The organism is Duganella sp. LjRoot269 (assembly GCF_964254095.1).
Taxonomy (GTDB): Bacteria; Pseudomonadota; Gammaproteobacteria; order Burkholderiales; family Burkholderiaceae_D; genus Rugamonas; species Rugamonas hordei.
On sequence record NZ_CAXUSL020000001.1, the window covers coordinates 612,660 to 634,537 of the forward strand.

At 66.5% G+C, this 21,878-nt stretch carries 13 protein-coding genes; 12 read left to right on the forward strand and 1 reads right to left on the reverse strand.

The window, feature by feature from the left end:
• Positions 1-82 precede the first annotated feature (82 nt).
• From ACSQ3S_RS02635 to ACSQ3S_RS02665, 7 genes are all read left to right on the forward strand, one after another.
• Positions 83-1,645: a tryptophan halogenase family protein gene (locus ACSQ3S_RS02635; RefSeq protein WP_436141507.1), complete on the forward strand. Its 1,563-nt coding sequence runs from the start codon at positions 83-85 to the stop codon at positions 1,643-1,645.
• A gap of 154 nt (positions 1,646-1,799) precedes the next feature.
• Positions 1,800-2,996, forward strand: a complete 1,197-nt coding sequence (locus tag ACSQ3S_RS02640; protein WP_436141508.1) for an efflux RND transporter periplasmic adaptor subunit — start codon at positions 1,800-1,802, stop codon at positions 2,994-2,996.
• Positions 2,997-3,006: 10 nt separating this feature from the next.
• Positions 3,007-6,300 (forward strand): efflux RND transporter permease subunit, encoded by a 3,294-nt coding sequence (locus tag ACSQ3S_RS02645; protein ID WP_176653046.1) that lies wholly within the window; start codon positions 3,007-3,009, stop codon positions 6,298-6,300.
• Entirely contained in the window at positions 6,297-7,703 is a 1,407-nt protein-coding gene (locus tag ACSQ3S_RS02650; RefSeq protein WP_436141509.1) for an efflux transporter outer membrane subunit, read from the forward strand. The genes ACSQ3S_RS02645 and ACSQ3S_RS02650 overlap by 4 nt, the downstream gene beginning before the upstream one ends.
• A 554-nt stretch (positions 7,704-8,257) precedes the next feature.
• On the forward strand, positions 8,258-9,670 hold the full coding sequence (locus ACSQ3S_RS02655; protein ID WP_436141510.1) for a glycoside hydrolase family 30 protein: 1,413 nt from the start codon (positions 8,258-8,260) through the stop codon (positions 9,668-9,670).
• A gap of 74 nt (positions 9,671-9,744) precedes the next feature.
• Positions 9,745-11,103, forward strand: coding sequence for a glycoside hydrolase family 5 protein (locus tag ACSQ3S_RS02660; protein WP_436141511.1), 1,359 nt, complete (start codon positions 9,745-9,747; stop codon positions 11,101-11,103).
• A gap of 34 nt (positions 11,104-11,137) precedes the next feature.
• A complete protein-coding gene (locus ACSQ3S_RS02665; protein ID WP_176653042.1) occupies positions 11,138-13,864 on the forward strand; it encodes a TonB-dependent receptor in 2,727 nt (908 codons plus the stop codon).
• Here ACSQ3S_RS02665 and ACSQ3S_RS02670 read toward each other — a convergent pair.
• Positions 13,852-14,760 carry a LysR family transcriptional regulator gene (locus ACSQ3S_RS02670; RefSeq protein WP_413448312.1) on the reverse strand — a complete coding sequence of 303 codons (909 nt, stop codon included), beginning with the start codon at positions 14,758-14,760 and terminating at the stop codon, positions 13,852-13,854. The genes ACSQ3S_RS02665 and ACSQ3S_RS02670 overlap by 13 nt on opposite strands.
• A 105-nt stretch (positions 14,761-14,865) precedes the next feature.
• Here ACSQ3S_RS02670 and ACSQ3S_RS02675 point away from each other — a divergent pair, with 105 nt between their 5' ends.
• The 5 genes from ACSQ3S_RS02675 to ACSQ3S_RS02695 all read left to right on the forward strand — a co-directional run bounded on the left by ACSQ3S_RS02675 (position 14,866) and on the right by ACSQ3S_RS02695 (position 21,875).
• Positions 14,866-15,630, forward strand: a complete 765-nt coding sequence (locus tag ACSQ3S_RS02675) for a TauD/TfdA dioxygenase family protein (RefSeq protein ID WP_436141512.1) — start codon at positions 14,866-14,868, stop codon at positions 15,628-15,630.
• 98 nt (positions 15,631-15,728) lie between these two features.
• On the forward strand, positions 15,729-19,223 hold the full coding sequence (locus tag ACSQ3S_RS02680) for a response regulator (protein ID WP_436141513.1): 3,495 nt from the start codon (positions 15,729-15,731) through the stop codon (positions 19,221-19,223).
• A gap of 18 nt (positions 19,224-19,241) precedes the next feature.
• Positions 19,242-20,060, forward strand: a complete 819-nt coding sequence (locus tag ACSQ3S_RS02685; RefSeq protein WP_176653038.1) for a CheR family methyltransferase — start codon at positions 19,242-19,244, stop codon at positions 20,058-20,060.
• A 1-nt stretch (position 20,061) separates the two neighbouring features.
• Complete coding sequence (locus tag ACSQ3S_RS02690; RefSeq protein WP_353403864.1) at positions 20,062-20,673, forward strand: chemotaxis protein CheB; 612 nt, start codon at positions 20,062-20,064, stop codon at positions 20,671-20,673.
• Positions 20,673-21,875, forward strand: a complete 1,203-nt coding sequence (locus tag ACSQ3S_RS02695) for a hybrid sensor histidine kinase/response regulator (RefSeq protein ID WP_436141514.1) — start codon at positions 20,673-20,675, stop codon at positions 21,873-21,875. Before ACSQ3S_RS02690 ends, ACSQ3S_RS02695 begins: the two co-directional genes overlap by 1 nt.
• The last annotated feature ends 3 nt before the right edge of the window (positions 21,876-21,878 follow it).

Here is a 21,878-nt window from a genome sequence, read left to right on the forward strand (position 1 = left end):
GGCCTGACCCGCAGGCCGCCTTCATGGCGGCCTGCGCTTTCTCGTGCCTGGTGGTGGCACCGGGCTGCAAGGATTCCAACCTATGAATGGGCCTGAGCCGCAACAGCTGCAACAGCTACAACATATCGTCATCGTCGGCGGCGGTTCGGCCGGCTGGCTGACGGCGGCGGTGATCGCCGCCGAACACGCGGCGCTGAAGGTGACCGTGCTGGAGTCGCCCGACGTGGCGCCGATCGGCGTCGGCGAGGGCACCTGGCCCAGCATGCGCGACACCTTGGCGCGCATCGGCGTGTCCGAGACCGATTTCTTCCGCGAATGCGACGCCTCCTTCAAGCAGGGTTCGCGCTTCAACGCCTGGGTCGACGGCAGCGACGACGATTTCTATTTCCATCCCTTCGTCGTGCCGCACGGCTACGGCGAGGCCAACCTGCCGGCCCGCTGGCGCGCCCGCCACGCGGACCAGCCGTTCGCCGGCGTGGTCAGCTTCCAGCCGCAGCTTTGCCTGCACGGCAAGGCGCCCAAGCAGGCCGCCACGCCGGAGTTTGCCGCCGTGTCGAACTACGGCTACCACCTCGACGCCGGCAAGTTCGGCCTGTTCCTGCGCCGCCACTGCACCGAGGTCCTCGGCGTGCGCCACCTGGTCGACCACGTGGACGCCGTGCTGCCGCAGGACGACGGCGACATCGCCGCCCTGCAGACTCGCCGCAACGGCGCCGTCCGGGGCGACCTGTTCATCGACTGCAGCGGCGCCCAGTCGCTGCTGCTGGGCCAGCACTACGGCGTCGAGTTCCTGTCGCAAAAACACGTGCTGTTCAACGACAGCGCGCTGGCGCTGCAGATGCCCTATCCCGACGAGCACAGTCCGATCGCCTCGCAGACGCTGTCGACCGCGCAGGCGCACGGCTGGATCTGGGACATCGGCCTGCCGGCCCGGCGCGGCATCGGCTATGTCTATTCCGGCGCCCACACCGGCGACGAGCAGGCCGAGCGCACGCTGCACGCCTATGTGCGGCGCACCAGCCCCGGCCAGGAAGTGCCGACCCCGCGCAAGCTGTCGTTCCAGCCCGGCTACCGCGCGCGCTTCTGGCACCGCAACTGCGTGGCGATCGGCCAGTCGGCCGGCTTTCTCGAACCGCTGGAGGCGTCGGCGCTGGCGATGGTCGAGCTGTCGGCCGCCACGCTGGCCGACGCGCTGCCGGCCAACCGCGCCGCGATGGACATCACGGCGCGCCGCTACAACGACGCCTTCCTCTACCGCTGGGAACGGGTGATCGATTTCCTCAAGCTGCACTACGTGTTGAGCCGGCGCGACGACACCCAGTACTGGCGCGACAACCGCCGTGCGGGATCGATCCCGCCGCGCCTGAAGGAATTGCTGACCTTGTGGCGCCACCAGCCGCCGTCGCGCTACGACCTGCACCGCATCGAAGAAGTGTTCCCCGCCGCCAGCTACCAGTACGTCCTGTACGGCATGGGCTTTGACACCGACTACGGCGACGGCCGCCGCCGCTCCGACCATCCCGGCCTGGCCGACGCCTGCTTCCGCGACACCCGGGCGCTGGCCGGCCGGATGCTGGCCGGCCTGCCGGACAACCGCGAACTGATCGACCACATCAAGCGTCACGGCCTGCCGGTACAACCCTGAGGCGCCAAGCCGTGGCTCAAACGCGTTATGGACTGTTCGCCTCGTCGATACGCGCGCAATTGATATACCTCTTATTTGTTAATGACAGCGTGTGCCAAATTTGACTAGAATGAAACTAGTTGTATAAATTGACACCGTTACTGAGGGGTTCACAATGAATATCCTGGCGGCGCTGGCGTCTACACGCTGGTTCAAATTATCCATACTCCTCGCGCTGCTGGCCGGCTGCGCCAAGCACGAGGAGGGCGGCCCGCAGGGCGGGCCGCCCGCGGTATCGGTGGCGCCGGCCGTCAAGCGCGACGTCAAGGAATTCGACGAATTCACCGCCCGCCTCGAGGCGCCGGACACGGTCGACATCCGCTCGCGGGTGGCCGGCACGCTGATGCAGGTGCACTTCCGCGAAGGCCAGACGGTGCGCAAGGGCGATCCGCTGTTCACCATCGATCCGCGTCCGTTCGCCGCCGAAGCGGCCCGCGTCGAGGCGCAGCTGGTGGCCGCCCGCACCTCCGGAGAGTTGAGCAAGACCGAGCTGGCGCGCGCGGAAAAACTGGTCGCCGTGCGCGGCGTCAGCCAGCAGGAGTTGGACCAGCTGAAGGCGGCGGTCGCCAACGCCAACTCCAACGTCAGGGCCTACGAGGCGGCGCTGGCGCAGGTCAGGCTGAACCTGGAATTCACCCGCATCGTCGCCCCGGTCACCGGCCGCACGTCGCGCGCCAATGTCACGGTCGGCAATCTGGTGAATATCGGCGATCCGGTGCTGACCACCGTGGTGTCGAACGACCGCATGTACGCCTACTTCGACGCCAGCGAGGCGCTCTACCTGAAATACATGCGCGCGGCGCGCGACGGCAGCCGTCCATCGTCGCGCGATGTGCCGAACGCGGTGCGCCTGGGCCTGGCCAACGAGGAGGGCTTCCCGCATGAAGGCCACATGGACTTCGTCGACAACCGCCTGAACCCGGCCACCGCCTCGATGCGCGGGCGCGCCGTGTTCGACAACAAGGAGGGCCTCTACACGCCCGGCCTGTTCGCCCGCATCCAGCTGGTCGGCAGCGGCAGCTATTCCGCCACGCTGGTGTCGGACCGCGCCATCACCACCGACCAGACGCGCAAGGTGGTGCTGGTGGTCGGCAAGAACAACATCGTCGAGCAGCGCGAGATCAAGCCCGGCGCGCTGATCGGCGGCATGCGCGTCGTCACCGGCATCAATGCCGGCGAACTGGTGATCGTCGACGGCCTGCTGCGCGCCTTCCCCGGCGCACCGGTCACGCCGCAGGTGCTGAAGGTGGACGAGCAGGGGCAACCCATCCCGGCGCCGCCGCCAGGCGCCCCGGCTGTGGCCAAGGGCTGAGGAGCGCCGCATGGATATCTCGCGATTTTTCATCGACCGCCCGCGCTTCGCCACCGTCCTCTCGATTTTCATTTTCATGGTCGGCCTGCTGGCGATCTTCCAGCTGCCGATCTCCGAGTATCCGGAAGTGGCGCCGCCGCAGATCGTGGTGCGGGCCCAGTTCCCCGGCGCCAATCCGCGCGTGATTTCGGAAACCGTGGCCGCGCCGCTGGAAGAGCAGATCAACGGCCTGGAACACATGCTGTACTTCGAAAGCCAGGCCACCGCCGACGGCAGCATGACGCTGACGGTGACCTTCAAGATCGGCACGGTGCCGGAGCAGGCCGAGACGGCGGTGCAGAACCGCATCAACCGCGCCTTGCCGCGCCTGCCCGATATCGTGCGCCAGATCGGCGTGACGACCGAGAAGCAGTCGCCCAACCTGACCATGGTGGTGCACATGGTCTCTCCGGACAACAGCCACGACGCGCTCTATCTGCGCAACTACGCCAACCTGAACGTGCGCGACGACCTGCTGCGCGTGCCCGGCATGGGCTCGGTGCTGCTGTTCGGTTCCGGCGACTACGCGATGCGCATCTGGCTCAATCCGCGCCAGCTGGCGGCGCGCAACATGACCGCCGGCGACGTGGTGGCGGCGATCCGCGAGCAGAACGCGCAAGTGGCGGCCGGCGTGGTCGGCTCGCCGCCGGCGCCCAACGACACCGACTTCCAGCTGCAGGTCAATGCGCAGGGACGGCTGATCAAGGAGGAGGATTTCGCCGAGATCATCGTCCGCAGCGATCCCGCGACCGGTGCGCTGGTGCGCATCAAGGATGTCGGCCGGGTGGAGATCAGCGCCAACTCGTATTCGCTGCGCAGCCTGCTGAACAACAAGGAGGCGGCGGCCATCGGTATCTTCCAGGCGCCCGGCTCGAACGCGCTGAAGCTGTCGAACGACGTGCGCGCGACGATGGAGAACGCCAAGAAGAACTTCCCCAAGGGTGTCGACTACGACATCGTCTACGACCCCACGCGCTTCGTGCAGACCTCGATCGAGAAAGTGGTGCACACGCTGATCGAGGCGGTGCTGCTGGTGGTGCTGGTGGTGATCATCTTCCTGCAGACCTGGCGCGCCTCGGTGATCCCGCTGCTGGCGGTGCCTATCTCCATCATCGGCACGTTCGCGATGCTGCTGTTGCTGGGCTACTCGATCAACACGCTGACCCTGTTCGGGCTGGTGCTGGCGATCGGCATCGTGGTCGACGACGCCATCGTGGTGGTGGAAAACGTCGAGCGCAACATCGCCGACGGCCTGACGCCGCACGACGCCACGGTGCGCGCGATGCGCGAGGTGAGCGGACCTATCATCGCCATCGCGCTGGTGCTGTGCGCCGTGTTCATCCCGCTGACCTTCGTACCCGGCCTGTCCGGCCAGTTCTACAAGCAGTTCGCGGCGACGATCGCGATTTCCACGGTGATCTCGGCGTTCAATTCGCTGACCTTGTCGCCGGCGCTGGCGGCGCTGCTGCTGCGCCCACACGACGCGCCCAAAGACAAGATCATGGTGGTGATGGACAAGCTGTTCGGCAAGTTCTTCCACTGGTTTAACTGCATGTTCCAGCGCCGCAGCAAGGCCTATGGACGCGGCGTGACCGGGCTGCTGCAGCGCAAATCGCTGGCGCTGGTGGTCTACGGCGTGCTGCTGCTGTGCACCGGCCTGCTGTTCACGCGCATCCCCAGCGGCTTCGTGCCGGCGCCGGACAAGCAGTACCTGATCGGCATCGCCCAGCTGCCCGCCGGTTCGTCGCTGGCGCGCACCGAGAAGGTCATCCGCGACATGAGCGACATCGCGCTCAAGGTGCCGGGCATCGTCGATTCGATCGCCTTCCCCGGCCTGTCGATCGCCGGCTTCTCGTCGTCGCCGAACGAGGGCATCGTCTTCTTCGGCCTGGCGCCGTTCGAGGAGCGCACCACGCGCGCCCTGTCCAAGGACGCCATCCTCGGCAAGGTCAATGGCGCCATCCAGGCGATCCAGGGCGCGCGCATGTTCGTCGTGCCGCCGCCGGCGGTGGACGGCCTGGGCAACGCGGGTGGCTTCAAGCTGCAGGTGCAGGACCGCGGCGGCCAGGGCGAGCAGGCGCTGTATGGCGCGGTCTGGGGCGGCATACTCGGGCCGATCTACGGCAATCCCAAGTCCAGCATCGGCACGCCGTATTCGAACTACGACATCAACGTGCCGCAGCTGTTCGCCGACGTCGACCGCACCAAGGCCAAGCAAATGGGCCTGCCGCTGCAGGAGATCTACGACACGCTGCAGATCAACCTCGGCTCGCTGTACGTGAACGACTTCACGCGCTTCGGCAAGACCTACCAGGTGGTGGTGCAGGCCGACGCGCCGTTCCGCTCGCGCGCCGACAGCATCACCAACCTGGAGACGCGCAATTCGGCGGGCCAGATGGTGCCGCTGGGTTCCGTGATGCAGGTCAATCCGACCTTCGGCCCGACGCGCGTGACGCGCTACAACGGCTTCCCCTCGGCCGACGTCAACGGCGCCGCCAAGCCGGGCTTCTCCAGCGGCCAGGCGGAATCCGAGATCGAACGCCTGGTCAAGCAGCTGCCGCGCGGGATGTCGTACGAATGGACCGACCTGACCTACCAGGACCGGCTCACGCGCGACATCACGCTGCCCGGCATCAACGTCAAGATACCGACGCTGGCGGCGGTGCTGTTCCTGTCCGTGGTGCTGGTGGTGCTGGTGCTGACTGCGCAGTATGAAAGCTGGAGCCTGCCGCTGGCCATCATCATGATCGTGCCGATGTGTATCCTGTCGGCGCTGTTCGGCGTGTGGATATCACACTTCCCGCCGTTCTCGCAGGGCGGAGACCTGAACCTGTTCACGCAGGTGGCGCTGGTGGTGCTGGTCGGCCTGGCGTGCAAGAACGCGATCCTGATCGTGGAATTCGCCAAGGAGCTGGAGGAGCAGGGGCAGCCGATGATGGAGGCCATCGTCAACGCCTGCCATCTGCGCCTGCGGCCCATCCTGATGACGTCGATCGCCTTCTGCGCCGGCGTGATCCCGCTGATTCTGGGCAGCGGCGCCGGCAGCGAGATGCGCCGCGCGATGGGGATCGCCGTGTTCTCGGGCATGGTTGGCGTGACCTCGTTCGGCATCTTCCTGACGCCGGTGTTCTACTCGCTGCTGCGCAAGGGCACCGAGAAGCGCCGCGCGCATTCGGCCGAATTACGGCACCAGATCGAGGCCGCGGCCCATCCATTCCATCCCGGCATCGACGATGCCGATCCGCCGCGCAAGGGGGAAGTATGAGCCAGCATCGTAGCCATCCGGCCGTCGTCATCGGCGTCGCGCTGGTGTTGACGGCGTGCTCCAGCGCGCCGCCGGTCAAGAAATTCGAACCCGCGCTGGACAGCGGCTTCGCCAACGCGCCGTCGGCCGCCGCCGGGGAACCGCTCGGTGAATTCTGGCGCGCCTTCAACGATCCGCTGCTCGACACGCTGGTACAGCGGGCGCTGAAGGCCAATACCGATATCCGCAGCGCCGCCGCCAGCCTGCGCGAAGCGCGCGCGCTGAACCGCTACGCCGACGCGCAGCTGCTGCCCAGCATCGGCCTCGATGCCGGCGCGGCACGCATCCGCGCGCCGAACGACGCCGGCGTGGTCAAGACCAACAACAACTACTCGGTTGGCTTCGACGTCGCCTGGGAGGCCGACCTGTTCGGCCGTCTCGGCGACGCGCGCAAGGCGGCGCAGGCCAACGTGCTGGCCGGCGCGGCCGGCGTGCGGGCGGCGCAGGTCAGCGTGACGGCCGAGGTGGCGCGCAACTACTTCGACCTGCGCGGTCTGCAGGAGCAGCTGCGCGTGGCCGTGGCGTCGCTGGAGACGCAGCAGGCGGCGCTGGAGCTGGTCGACGCGCGGCTCGACGTGGGCCGCGGCACGGCGCTCGACAGCGAACGCGCGCGGGCCCTGGTGAAATCGACGGCGGCCAATATTCCGGCGCTGGAGGCGGCCTTGATACGCACGCGCTATCGGCTGGCGGTGCTGTGCGGCCTGCAGCCGACCGCGCTCGACGCGGAACTGGGGCCGGTGCGGCCGCTGCCCGGGTTGAAGGCGGTGCAGTTGTCCAGCATCGGTTCGCCGGCCTCGCTGCTGCGGCGCCGGCCGGACATCCAGCTGGCCGAGGCGCAGGTGGCGGCGGCAGCGGCGCAGGTCGGCGTGGCGCGCAGCGCGCTGTTCCCGGTGCTGTCGCTGGGCGGCACGCTGGGACAGAACTCGTCGCACTTCAGCGACTTGGGCAAGGGCGCATCGTATGTCTACAACCTCGGCGCGCAGCTGACGTGGAACCTGATCGACTTCGGCCGCATCCGCGCGCAGATCAGCGCCGCCGATGCGCGCAACGACGCGGTGGTGATCGGCTACGAGAAAGCGGTGCTGGGCGCGCTGGAGGAGACGGAAGGCGCGCTGGCCAGCTACACCCGCACCCAGCGCCAGACCGAGCTGCTGTTCGAGGCGGCCCAGTCGTCGGAGCAGGCCGCCGTGATCGCGCGTGAGCGTTTCAAGGTCGGCTCGACCGATTTCCTGACGGTGCTCGACGCCGAGCGCGAACTGTTGTCCGCGCGCGACCGCCTGGCGCAAGCCCAGGCCGGCGCCGCCACCTCGCTGGTGGCGGTCTACAAGGCCCTGGGCGGCGGCTGGGAGGTGCCTGCACAATAGCAATCAAACAGCGACTTGCAATAGAAAAGAAGAAATTGCAGAGTTGTGCGTTGCAGCATAAACTGGACTGGCCATTTGACCTTTTAATAGGAACATCATGAGCCCGTGCAGAAGAAAAGACCCTCTAGTCGCCGCTAAGGTCGAAGTAGGACGCATTTTCAAGGACATGCTGAGCGTGGAGGATGCTGCCGTTTACATGGCCAGCAACAGCATCCCGCCCGAGGTGTCCGAGCGCGTGCTCAACAGCTCGGGATGCGATACTCGACAATGCGTCGAGACGCTGCAACACAGCTAGGAGTTTCACCTCGTTAAACCGCATGGCTGCTGTTGCAGCCTGCGGCACTTCCGCGCAACACTTCATTCGCTTTCGTTGACATTCAAGAATTGCCGGTGCTATAGTTAATTCAATAAGTGGAAACGATTCCATTTAATTCATAAGTGAATAAACGATAGACGGAAGGGCAACGATCCTTCTGCACGGAGACAGAATGTTGACAGCCAGCCCCGCTATGCCGGGCGATGGAGCCTTGCGCCCTTCGCCTTTGCAGCATGTCTTGAAACGCCTTTCCCGCCTGCTCGCGGTGCCGGCCTTGCTGCTGTGCGTGCACGGGTCCGCTCAGGCGCAGGCCAGGGTGCAGGCATGGATCACCACCGGCGACCAGACGCAATTGCTGGCGCGCGGCGCCGATGCCCAGTTCAAGCCGGGCGCCGCTGCCGCCACCATCATCGAGGTCGATCCGTCGCAGCGCTACCAGGAAATGGTGGGCTTCGGCGCCGCCATCACCGACGCTTCCGCCTGGCTGATGCGGAACCGCATGAACGAGCAGCAGCGCAGCGCCTTGCTCAACGAACTGTTCGGCAAGGCGCCGGGGCTGGGCTTCAGCTTCACCCGCCTGACCATCGGCGCCTCCGATTTCTCGCGCCAGCACTACAGCTTCGACGACATGCCGAAAGGCCAGACCGATCCCACGCTGGCGCATTTCTCCATCGAACCCAACCGCGCCGACGTGCTGCCGATCACCAAGGCCGCGCTGGCGATCAATCCCAGGCTGCGCGTGATGGCGTCGCCGTGGAGCGCGCCGGGCTGGATGAAATCCACCGACAGCCTGATCCAGGGCACCTTGAAGCCGGAAGCGTTCGCGCCGTTCGCCGCCTACCTGTCGCGCTATGTCGGCGCCTACGAGAAGGAGGGCGTGCCGATCTACGCGCTGACCTTGCAGAACGAGCCGCACTTCGAGCCCAAGGATTATCCCGGCATGCGCGTGGATCCAGCCAAGCGCGCCGCCTTCATCGGCGGCCACCTGGGGCCGCTGCTGGCGAAGGAACATCCGCAAACCCGCATCCTGGACTGGGACCACAACTGGGACGAGCCGGGCTCGCCGGCCGACGTGCTGAAGGATCCGGTGGCGAACAAATACGTCAACGGCATCGCCTGGCACTGCTACGGCGGCGACGTGCGCGTGCAGGCCGCGCTGCATGACCGCTGGCCCGACAAGGACACCTACTTCACCGAATGCTCGGGCGGCAAATGGGCGCCGGTATGGTCGGACAATCTGCAGCACTTCGCCCGCACACTGGTGATCGGCACCACGCGCGGCTGGGCCAGGGGCGTGCTGCTGTGGAACCTGGCGCTGGACGAACACGACGGCCCGCACCTGGGCGGCTGCAACGATTGCCGCGGCGTCGTCACCATCGACACCCGCGACGGCAAGGTCACCCGCAACGAGGAATATTACGCGCTGGCCCACGCCAGCCGCTTCGTGCGCCAGGGCGCGCGCCGCGTCGCGTCGACCAGCGGCTACGACCAGCTCGACACGGTGGCCTTCCGCAACGCCGACGACGGTTCGGTGGCGCTGCTGGTGGTGAACTCGGCCAAGGAGCCGCGCAGCTTCGCGGTGCGCCAGGGCAAGCAGAGCTTCAGCTATACCTTGCCGGCAGCCAGCGTCGCCACCTTCACCTGGAAATAAAAAAGCGCTGCCGCGTCGTCGCGCGGCAGTTTTTTCAGAACAAAAATGGAAGCGCTTCCACGCAAGAGGATGCCATGTCTTACCGATCTATATTAGTGACCTTGCTGGCGCTTGCCGGCTGCGGCGGCGGCAGTGGCGCCGGTCCGTCGTCCGCGCCGGTGCCGCCCGCGCCGCCGGTGGTGGAAGCCATCAAGCCGACTCCGGTCACGCCGGTGCCGGTGACGCCGACCATGCTGCACACGCAGGGAAGCAAGTGGCTGAAGGCCGACGGCAGCCAGGCCGCGCTCAAGGGCGTCAACCTCGGCAACTGGCTGATCAATGAATTCTGGATGATGGGGCAGGGCAGCGCCGGCATCGACGACGAGTGCAAGCTGGAGGCCAACTTCGACAACCGCTTCGGCTATGCCGAGCGCCAGCGCCTGATGCAGCTGTTCCGCGACAACTGGATCACCACCCGCGACTGGGACCAGATGCAGAAGTTCGGCCTGAACCTGGTGCGCCTGCCGTTCATCTACAGCGTGGTCGAGGACGAAAAGAATCCGCGCCACTTGCGCGCCGACGCCTGGCGCTACCTGGACGACGCCATCGCCCAGGCCGAAAAGCGCGGCATGTACGTGATCCTCGACCTGCACGGCGCCGTCGGCGCGCAGGGATGGGAACAGCATAGCGGCTGCGCCAACAAGAACCTGTACTGGAGCACGCCGGAATACCAGGAGCGCACCGTCTGGCTGTGGCAGCAGATCGCCGGCCGCTACAAGGACCGTGCGTCGGTCGCCGGCTACAGCGTGCTCAACGAGCCGTGGGGCACCACCGCCGCCAACCTGGCCGCCGTCGTCAAGACGCTGTACACGGCGATCCGCGCGGTCGACCCGAACCACGTCGTCATCCTGCCCGGCCACAACAGCGGCAACATCAGCGCCTATGGCAAGCCGTCCGAACAGGGCATGAGCAATGTCGCGTTCGAGATGCACTTCTATCCGGGCCTGTTCGGCTGGGGCCAGATCGGCCTGCAGGTGCACAAGGACTGGCTGAGCTGCAGCGGCGGCGGCAACAGCGGCGTGTGCGAGTGGGACAACAAGATCAAGGCGGTCGACACCGCGTTCTTCATCGGCGAGACGCAGCCGTGGACCGGGCTGGGCCTGGACCTCGGCGGCCAGGTCACGCGCGCTTCCTTCGATACCTACGCCAAGTACGGCTGGGCCGCCACGGCCTGGACCTGGAAGGTGGTCAACAACAAGGGCGGGCAGGGCAACGGCACCTGGGGCCTGGTCACCAACGCCGCCGCCGCGCCGGTGCCGGCGCTCGATTTCACCAAGGCGCCGGTGGCCGATATCGAATCCCTGTTCCAGTCGTTTGGCACGCAGGTTTATGAGGTCCACCAGTCCGCGCAGGACTGGATGACCAGCAGCACCGCACCACAGCCGTTCCGTTAGTCGTAACCAGCAAAACTATAAAGAGAGAGACAACATGAGAAAGCAGACACATCCACTCGCATTGACCCCGATCGCCGCCGCCTGCGCCACGCTGGCCTGGGCCCTCGCCGCCAGCCCGGCCTGGGCGCAGCAGGGGCCGGCCAACGGCGCCGCGGCCGAGGACAAGGAAGTCCAGTCGGTGGTCGTCACCGGCATCCGCCGCAGCATCGAGACCTCGATGGCGATCAAGCGCGATTCCGATTCCATCGTCGAGGCGGTCACCGCCGAAGACATCGGCAAGCTGCCGGACGTGTCGATCGCCGAGTCGATCGCCCGCCTGGCCGGCCTGACGGCGCAGCGCGTCGAAGGCCGCGCGCAGTCGATCTCGATCCGCGGCCTGGCGCCGGACTTTTCCGGCACGCTGATGAACGGCCGCGAGCTGGTCTCGACCAGCAACAACCGCGGCGCCGAATACGACCAGTATCCGTCCGAGCTGATCAACGGCGTCACCGTCTACAAGACGCCGGACGCCTCGCTGGCCGGCGGCGGCCTGTCCGGCACGGTGGACCTGCACACGGTGCGTCCGCTGGACCTGCGCGAGCGCAGCATCGTGTTCAACGCGCGCGGCGAACACAACTCCAACGGCAAGCTCAACTCGAACACGCCGGCCAACGGCAACCGCCTCAGCGCGTCGTATGTCGACCAGTTCATGAACAACACGCTGGGCGTGGCGATCGGCTACGCGCACCTGGATTCGCCGGGCCAGCAGCAGGAATACAAATCGTGGTGGTGGGGCACCGACAACAAGCTGCCGAAAGGCGACGAGGACGTGGTGGCGCTGAAGGGCGCCGAAGTCACGGCGACCTCGCGCAAGCAGAAGCGCGACGGCCTGATGGGCGTGATCGAATACCGTCCGTCCAAGGAATTCCGCACCTCGCTGGACCTGTACTATTCCGAGTTCAAGGAAGACACCACCATGCGCGGCATGATGTGGAACTCGCACCAGTGGAGCGACGTCACCTACAACAATCCGCAGATCGTCACGCAGGGCGGCACCCGCCTGCTGGTGGGCGGCGCGCTGGTCAACCTGGAACCCATCGTGCGCAACGACTTCAACCAGCGCAAGGACCAGCTCGGCGCCGTGGGCTGGAACAACCAGTTCAAGCAGGACCGCTGGACCCTGGTCGGCGACCTGTCGTACTCGACCGCCAAGCGGCGCGAGATGGTGCTGGAAACCTACGCCGGCCTGGGCCCGGCCGGATCGCACATCACCGACAACAATTTCCAGTTCAAGATCCCGACCGCCAGCGGTCTGCCGACCTTCACGCCCAGCCTGAACTTCGCCGATCCGCAGATCATCAAGCTGACCGACGTCGGCGGCTGGGGCAAGGATGCGGACATGCACCATCCGGTGGTGGAAGATTCGCTGGGTTCGCTCAAGCTGTCGGCCAAGCGCGACCTGGACGGCATGTTCCGCAACGTCGAAGGCGGCGTCAACTACAGCAAGCGCGAGAAGACCCACGCCGACACCAACAACTACTGGAACCTGAAGAACGGCCGCGCGCCGGCCACGGTGTCGTCCGACCTGATCGAGCCGTCGACCTCGCTGGCCTTCGCCGGCATCCCGCGCGTGCTGACCTATGACGTGCTGGGTGCGTTGAACAAGTACTACACCATGCAGCCGGCCCGCCCGGACGATCAGGCGCTGCAGGACTGGGGCGTGACCGAGAAAGTCACCACCGCCTATGGCCGCGTCGGCATCGACACCGACGTCGGTCCGTTCCCGCTGCGCGGCAACATCGGCGTGCAGGCCGTCAACGTCGACCAGAAATCGCGCGGCACCACCGTCAACTCCGGCAAGCTGGGCTCGATCACCGGCGGCGCCAGCTACACCGACTGGCTGCCGAGCGTGAACCTGAACTTCGACCTCGACAAATACCTGAGCACCACCAATCTGCGCTTCGGCGCGGCCAAGACGGTGGCCCGTCCGCAGATGTCGGACATGCGCGCCGGCATCTCCGGCGGCGTCGACGCCACCACCCGCATGTGGAACGGCAGCGGCGGCAATCCGCAGCTGGAACCGTGGCGCGCCAACTCGTATGATTTGTCGATGGAAAAGTACATGGGCAAACGCAGCTACATCGCCGGCGCGCTGTGGTACAAGAAGCTGCAAAGCTACATCTACAACCAGCAGACCGCGTTCAGCTTTGCCGGCTTCCCGAATCCGTCGGCCGTCGTGCCGATCCAGGATATCGGCACCTTGAACCGTCCGGCCAACGGCACCGGCGGCATGGTCAAGGGCGTGGAACTGTCGGGCGCGCTGGACGGCGGCCTGCTGTGGGCGCCGCTGGAAGGCTTCGGCGTGACCGGCAGCATGTCCGGCACCGAGAGCACCATCCATCCCAACGGTCCGGGCACCAAGGAGAAACTGCCGGGGCTGTCGGGCGTGGTATCCAACTTCACCGTCTACTACGAGCAGTCTGGCTACTCGGCGCGCGCCAGCCGCCGCTACCGCTCGGCCTATCGCGGCGAGGTCACCGGCCTGTTCGCGCAGCGCGCCTTCAGCGAGATCCTGGCCGAACGCCAGATCGACCTGCAGCTGGGCTACGCGATCGAGCAGGGCCGCTACAAGGGCCTGTCCTTCCTGTTCCAGGTGAATAACCTGAACAACTCGCCTTACCAGACCCGCCAGGGCGATCCGTTCTCGGGCGGCTCCTACGCGCCCGAGCGCTACACCACCTACGGCCGCCAGTTCTTGCTGGGCTTGAACTACAAGCTGTAAGTTTGCAGCGCCGCCGTCAGCAGTTCGGTGAAGACGCGTATCTTCACCGAGCCGCGGCGGCTGGCCGGATACAAGGCATAAATTCCCACATCCATGTCGCCGGGATTGGTTTCGTACAGATCCAGCACCGGCACCAGCATGCCCTGCTCCAGGTCCTGGTGGATCAGCCAGGCCGGCAGCAGCGCCAGGCCCAGTCCGCTCAGCGCGGCTTGCCGCAGCATCTCCGAATTATTCACGCTGAGGCTGCCGTGCACCTCGATCTCGGCTTCCTGGCCGCCGCGCCGCAGCTTCCAGGTCTGGCGGCTGGCGCCGTAGGAAAACTGCAGGCAGTTGTGGCCGGTCAGGTCGGCCGGCGCGTGCGGCCTGCCGTGCTGGCGCAGATATGCGGGGCTGGCGCAGATGTGGCGCCGGTGGCCGGCCAGCTTGCGCGCGATCAGGTTGGGCTGCCGCTCCGGCGTGCCGATGCGGATCGCCAGGTCGATCGCCTCGTCGACCATATTGGTGTAGTTGTCGCTGAGCCGCATGTCCAGCGCCATCTTCGGGTAGCGCCGCACCAGCTCCGGCAGCAGCGGGCCGATGGTGCGGATCGCCAGGGTCACCGGCGCGGCCACGCGCAGCACGCCGACCGCTTCGCTGTCGCGGCCGGAAGCGGCGTCGTCGGCCTCGTCCAGCGCGGCCAGGATCTGCGTCGCGTGCTCATAGTAGTTGCGGCCGCTGTCGGTCAGCGTGATGCTGCGGGTCGAGCGGTTCAGCAAGGGGGCGCCGAGGCGCACTTCCAGCGCATCGACCAGCCGCGTGACCGAGGACGTGGCCACGCCCAGGTGGCGGGCGGCGGCGGAAAAGCCGCCATTGCTGGCGACCAGGCAGAAGGCTTTGAGTTCAGCGAATCGGTCCATGGCAGGCTTTGCGTCTGGCGCAAAGGTGATTGCAGATTCGCCTATATTATCAGCAGAGTTGTGCGGGATTATAGTGATTTCATACTTTTCAGCCCTGGAGGCCGTATGAACATTACCCCCTTACCCTTGAGCTTTGGCGCCACCATCGAAGGCATGGACTTGCGCCAGGCCGGTCCCGGCACCGCGCAGTTGCTGCGCTCGGCGTTGCTGCAGTACGGCATGCTGGTGATACGCGGCCAGTCGCTGACGCCGCCGGAGCAGGTCGCCGCCACCGAACTGTTCGGCAGCCTGGAGACTTTTCCGGCCATGCGCGGCCAGCTGGACGGCTTGCCGGAAATCTTCCGCGTCGCCAGCCGGCCCGAGGATGGCCACGTCGACGTCGGCCGCTACTGGCATTCGGACGGCTCGTTCCGCGCGGAGCCGACGCCGATCAGTTTCTGGTACTCGGTGGCGCAATCAAGCGAGGGCGGCGACACCTTGTTCACCGATTTGCAGCAAGCCTATGCCGAGCTGCAGCCGGAAATCCGCGAGGAATTCGACGCCCTGCGGACCGCGCACCGCAACGGCGTGGTGCACCCGCTGGTGTTGAAGCACCCGAAAACCGGCATTCCGGCGCTGTATTTGAACCTGGGCCTGACCGGCGGCGTGCTGGGCTACGGGCCGGAACGCTCGCAGGCGTTGATGCAGGCGGTGGACCGCCATTACTCCCGCCCCGGCGCCACCTACCGCCACCATTGGCTGCCCGGCGACGTGGTGGTGGCCGACAACCTGCACATCGCGCACAAGGCGACGCCGGTCGGCCCCGGCCGCCGCATCCTGAACCGCACCACGGTGCGCGCCGACGGCGTGATCTGGCCCGAGGCGGCCTGATTTTTATGTTATTTCCCTAGCGCACGATTGGTTTTTGCCGGTATAGCAGTTTTGTGTTTGAGCTAAACTTCCAGCTTTCCTCGCTACCTGGCAGAACCATGCCCAATCTGTCGTCCATGGATGAAAGCGGCTTCCGCCGCATCCTCGCGCGCAACGTCACGCTGCCGCTGGCCGCCGGCGTGGTCAGCGCCGGGGTGTTTGTCGTCTTGCTGGCTTACCTGGTCAATACGATGAGCTGGGTCGAGCACAGCGAACGCGTGATCGGCAGCGCCAACGAAATCAGCAAGCAGATGGTGGACATGGAAACCGGCCTGCGCGGCTACATGCTGACCGGCGATGAAAGCTTTCTCGAGCCGTACACGCTGGCCAAGCCCAAGGTCGCCACCGGCCTGAAGTCGCTGGGGCAGCTGGTCGATGACAGCCCGGTCCAGCTGGACCGGCTGAGCGTCATCGGCGCCCAGCAATTGCAGTGGGACCAGTATGCGCAGGAAATGATACGGCTGCGCGCCGCCAACGGCGACGTGACCGGTCCCGCCAAGACCGGCCGCGGCAAGACCCAGTTCGATGAAATCCGCCGCCAGATCGATGCCTTCATCGCCATGGAGCAGCGGATGCGCCAGGACCGCAACGACAGCGCGCGCAGCGTGACCACCTGGGTGGCCGCCACCTATCTGCTGCTGACGCTGGGCGTCGGCGGCATCCTGGCCTGGTTCGGCCGGCGCGATTTGATGGGCCTGTCCAAGGTCTACGACCTGGCGCTGCGCGAGCACACCACGCATGCCGAAACGCTGGCGCGGCAGGCCTGGCTGCGCACCGGCCAGAGCGAGCTGGCGCAGCAGGGTATAGGCCAGCTGGCGCTGCCGCAGCTGTCGGCGGCGCTGCTGCAATTCATGGCGCGCTACATGGATGTGGTGGTCGGCGCGCTGTACCTGCGCGCCGACGACGGCAGTTTCCAGCGCGTGGCCTCGTACGGCTTCAGCGACGAGTGGGCGCAGCGCGAGCAGCGCATCAAGCCGGCTGAAAGCCTGGTCGCGCAGGCGGCGCTGCAACGCCGCGTGCTCCGGCTGGACAATGTGCCGGCCGACTACATCCAGGTCAGTTCCGGCCTCGGCGGCGGCGCGCCGGCCAGCGTGCTGCTGGCGCCGCTCGACAACGATGGCGAGATCAACGGCGTGGTCGAGCTGGGCCTGCTGCGCCCGATCTCCGAGCGCGACGTCGATTTCCTGACCATGGTGAAGGGCAATGTCGGCAACGCCATCGAAGCCAGCTGGTCGCGCCAGCGCCTGCAGGAAGTGCTGGTCGAAACCCAGCAGCTCAACGAGGAACTGCAGGTGCAGCAGGAAGAGCTGCGCACCGCCAACGAGGAGCTGGAGGAACAGTCGCGCGTGCTGGAAGAGTCGCAGGCCAGCCTGGAAAACCAGAAGGCGGAGCTGGAGCAGACCAACGAGCAGCTGGCCGAGCAGGGCGTGGCGCTGGACCAGAAGAACGCCGCGCTGAGCAAGGTGCAGCTGGACCTGGAGGAGCGCGCCACCGAGCTGGAACGCGCCAGCCAGTACAAATCGCAATTCCTGGCCAATATGTCGCACGAGCTGCGCACGCCGCTCAACAGCTCGCTGATCCTGGCCAAGCTGCTGTCGGAAAACACGGCCGGCAACCTGAACGAGGAGCAGGTGCGCTTCGCCAACACGATCTACTCGGCCGGCAACGACCTGCTGAACCTGATCAACGATATCCTCGACATTTCCAAGGTCGAGGCGGGCAAGCTGGACCTGGTGCCGGAGCAGCTGTCGGTACGCCACGTGGTCGAAGGCATGGCGATGGTGTTCGACCCGCTGGCGCAGCAAAAGAAACTGGCCTTCCACGTACAGATCGCCGACGAGCTGGTCCACGACATGGTCACCGACCGCCAGCGGCTGGAACAGATCCTGAAGAACCTGCTGTCGAACGCGCTCAAGTTCACCAGCACCGGCCAGATCACGCTGGCGGTACGGGCGGCGGGCGCCGAACGTGTCGCCTTCTCGGTGCAGGACAGCGGCATCGGCATCCGCGCCGAAGACCAGCAGGGCATCTTCAACGCCTTCCAGCAGGCCGACGGCACCACCAGCCGCAAGTACGGCGGCACCGGACTCGGCCTGTCGATCTCGCGCGACCTGGCGCAGTTGCTGGGCGGCGACATCGGCCTGATCAGCGAACCGGGCAAGGGCAGCTGCTTCACGCTGACCTTGCCGCTGGTGTGGACTGCGCCGGCGGCAAGGTCCGGCAGCACGGCCGTCGCCAGTCCTGCGCCGCCGCCGGCCTGGGCGGTCGAGTACGACGCCGCGGCGCCGTCGCCATCGCCGTTGCCGCCGCCGCGCGAACGCGCCTTCGACGACGACCGCGCGCTGCTGGAGGAGGGCGCCGCGGCCGGCCGCCGCCTGGTGCTGGTGATCGAGGACGACGCCACCTTCGCCCGCATCCTGTACGACCTGGCGCACGAAAAACAATACAGCTGCCTGGTGGGCTTCGACGCCGACGAGGGGCTGGCGCTGGCGCGCGAATACCGGCCGGACGCGGTGCTGCTCGACATCCGCCTGCCGGACCGTTCCGGCCTGTCGGTGCTGCAACTGCTGAAGGACGATGCGCAGACGCGCCACATCCCGGTGCACGTGGTGTCCGGTTCCGACAACGGCGAGGCGGCGCTGCACCTGGGCGCGATCGGCTTCGCGCTGAAGCCGACCACCCGCGAGCAGCTGATGGAAGTGTTCCGCCGCATCGAAGGCAAGCTGACGCAGAAGATCAAGCGCGTGCTGCTGGTCGAGGACGACAGCCGCCAGCGCGACAGCGTGGTGCAGCTGATCTCCGACGACGATGTCGAGATCGTCGCCGTCGGCAGCGGCGAGGAAGCGCTGGCGCTGCTGCGCACCACCGTCTACGATTGCATGATCATCGACCTCAAGCTGCCCGACATGCAGGGCAACGAGCTGCTGCAGCGCATGGCGGGCGAATCGCTGGCGGCCTTCCCGCCGGTGATCGTCTACACCGGCCGCAACCTGTCGCGCGCCGAGGAGGCCGACCTGCACAAGTATTCACGCTCCATCATCATCAAGGGCGCCCGTTCGCCGGAGCGCCTGCTCGACGAGGTGACGCTGTTCCTGCACAAAGTCGAGGCCGATTTGTCCAGCGAGCGGCAGAACATGCTGCGCACGGTGCGCTCGCGCGACCGCGTGTTCGAGGGCCGCCGCATCCTGCTGGTGGACGACGACGTGCGCAACATCTTCGCGCTGACCAGCGCGCTGGAGCAGAAAGGCGTGCTGGTTGAAGTGGGCCGCAACGGCTTCGAGGCGATCGCCAAGCTCAACGAGGTGCCGGACATCGACCTGGTGCTGATGGACGTGATGATGCCGGGCATGGACGGCCTGGAGGCGACGCGCCGCATCCGCGCCGAAGCCCGCTTTGCCCGCCTGCCGATCATCGCCATCACGGCCAAGGCCATGAAGGACGACCAGGAGCAATGCCTGGCGGCCGGCGCCAGCGACTACCTGGCCAAGCCGATCGACCTGTCGCGCATGTACTCGCTGCTGCGGGTGTGGATGCCGAACGGTGAACGGACCTGACGATGCAAGGGTCTTACCATGCAACATAGCGACACCGACATCGAGCTCAAAGTGTTGATGGAAGCCATCTACATGAAATACAGCTACGACTTCCGCGACTATACCGGCGCCTCGCAAAAGCGCCGCGTGCTGCACGCCCTGCGCGAGATGGATTGCGCCAGCATCTCGGCGCTGCAGGCGCGCATCATGCACGAGCCGGCCGCGTTCAGCCAGCTGCTGCAATTCCTGACGATACCGGTGACGTCGATGTTCCGCGACCCAAGCTACTACGCGGCGCTGCGCGAACACGTGGTGCCGGTGCTGCGCACCTACCCGTCGCTGAAGATCTGGATCGCCGGCTGCAGCACCGGCGAGGAAGTGTTTTCAATGGCCATCCTGCTGAAGGAAGAGGGCTTGCTGGAACGCAGCATGATCTACGCCACCGACATCAATCCGCAGTCGCTGGACAAGGCGCGCAAGGGCGTGTTCCCGCTGGACGCGGTGCGCGAGTACGCCGGGAACTACCAGGCGGCCGGCGGCACCCGCAGTTTTTCCGACTACTACACGGCGGCCTACGACGCCGCGCTGTTCGACGGCGCGCTGTGCGAAAACGTCACCTTCGCCGACCACAGCCTGGCCACCGACTCGGTGTTCGCGGAAACCCACCTGATCAGCTGCCGCAACGTCATGATTTATTTTAAGAAAAAGTTGCAGGAGCGCGCTTTCGGCCTGTTTTACGAATCGCTGTGCCATCGCGGCTTCCTCGGCCTGGGCAGCAAGGAAAGCATCGATTTCTCCGCCTATGCGCCGAACTTCGAGCCGGTGGTGAAGCGCGAACGGCTGTTCCGGAAGCGCTGACATGGCGCCGACCGCCGCCGAGTCCATCAAGGCCGCGCTGGCCGGACGCGCCATCGAGGCGGTGGTGATCGGCGCCTCGGCCGGCGGCGTGGGCGCGCTGCTGCGCCTGTTGCCGGGTTTGCCGGCGGGCTATGGCCGCGCCGTGGTGGCCTTGCTGCACATGCCGGACGGCCGCCAAAGCCTGCTGGCCGAGGTGTTCCAGCAGCGCATGGCGTTGCCGGTGCGGGAGGCCGCCGACAAGGAGCCGGTGTTGTCCGGAACGCTGTATTTTGGCGGTTCCGGCTACCATTTGTCTGTTGAGACGGATCGCAGTTTTTCGCTCAGCTGCGAGGCTCCGCTGCACTTTGCGCGGCCGGCGATTGATTACCTGATGGAATCGGCGGCCGACGCCTACGGCCCGGCGCTGGCCGGCATCCTGCTGACGGGGGCCAACCAGGACGGCGCCGCCGGCTTGGCCGCCATCGGCCGCGCCGGCGGCCTGACGGTGGTGCAGGATCCGGCCGAGGCGGAAGTGCCGACCATGCCGCGGGAAGCCATCCGTTTGCGGGCGCCGGACCTGATCCTGCCGTTGGACGATATACACACATTGCTGTTGATGCTGGAGAACTATTAATGCAAGCCGAGCACCCGACCAAATTGCTGATCGTCGACGATCTGCCGGAAAACCTGCAGGCGCTGAACGCGATCATCCGCGGCGAGGGCCGCGAGATCCACCAGGCCGGCTCGGGGGAGGAGGCGCTGGCGCTGCTGTTGCAGCACGACTTCGCCATGGCCATCCTCGACGTGCAGATGCCGGGCATGGACGGCTTCGAGCTGGCCGAGCTGATGCGCGGCACCGACAAGACGCGGCACATTCCCATCGTGTTCGTCACGGCGGCCGGCAAGGAACTGAATTATTCGTTCAAGAGCTACGAGGCGGGCGCGGTCGACGTGCTGTACAAGCCGCTCGATGCCCGCGCCGTCAACGGCAAGGTGCAGGTGTTCGTGGCGCTGTACGAGCAGCGCGAGGCGATGCGGCGCCAGGTCGAGGCGCTGGAGCTGGCACGGCAGCAGCAGGAAGCCACGCTGGCCGAGCTGAACGCCGCGCAAGCCCAGCTGCAGCGCGCGCTGGCGATGCGCGACGAATTCATGTCCATGGTGTCGCACGAGATGCGCACGCCGCTCAACACGCTGTACCTGGAAACCCAGCTGCGCAAGATGCAGCTGGAGCGCGGCAATATGGCGGCCTTCGGCGCCGAGCAGTTGCAGCGCATGGTGGCGCGCGACGACCGCCAGATCCAGAGCATCATCCGCTTGATCGACGACATGCTGGACGTGTCGCGCATCCGCAGCGGCAAGCTGTCGCTGCGGCCGGGCTGGGTCGAGCTGTCCGGCCTGCTGCGCCGGCTGGTGCAGGACCTGACGCCGCAGGCCAGCATCGCCGGCAGCAGCATCACGCTGGACGCGCCCACGCCGGTCAGCGGCTGGTGGGACGAGTTCCGCATCGAGCAGATCGTCGTCAACCTGCTGACCAACGCGCTGCGCTACGGCGCCGCGCAGCCGGTAACGGTGACTTTGCACGTCGAGCAGGACCAGGTGCGGGTGGACGTGCGCGACCAGGGCGCCGGCGTGGCGCCGGAACACCAGCAAACGATTTTTGAGCCGTACGAGCGCGGCGCCGGCACGTCGGCGCCGGCAGGACTGGGATTGGGCTTGTACATTTCGCGCCAGCTGGCCGAGGTGCACGAGGGCAGCCTGACCCTGCGCAGCAGTCCCGGCGAGGGCTCGGTCTTCACGCTGACGCTGCCGCGCCGCGACGCCCCGCCGGCCACCTGAGGC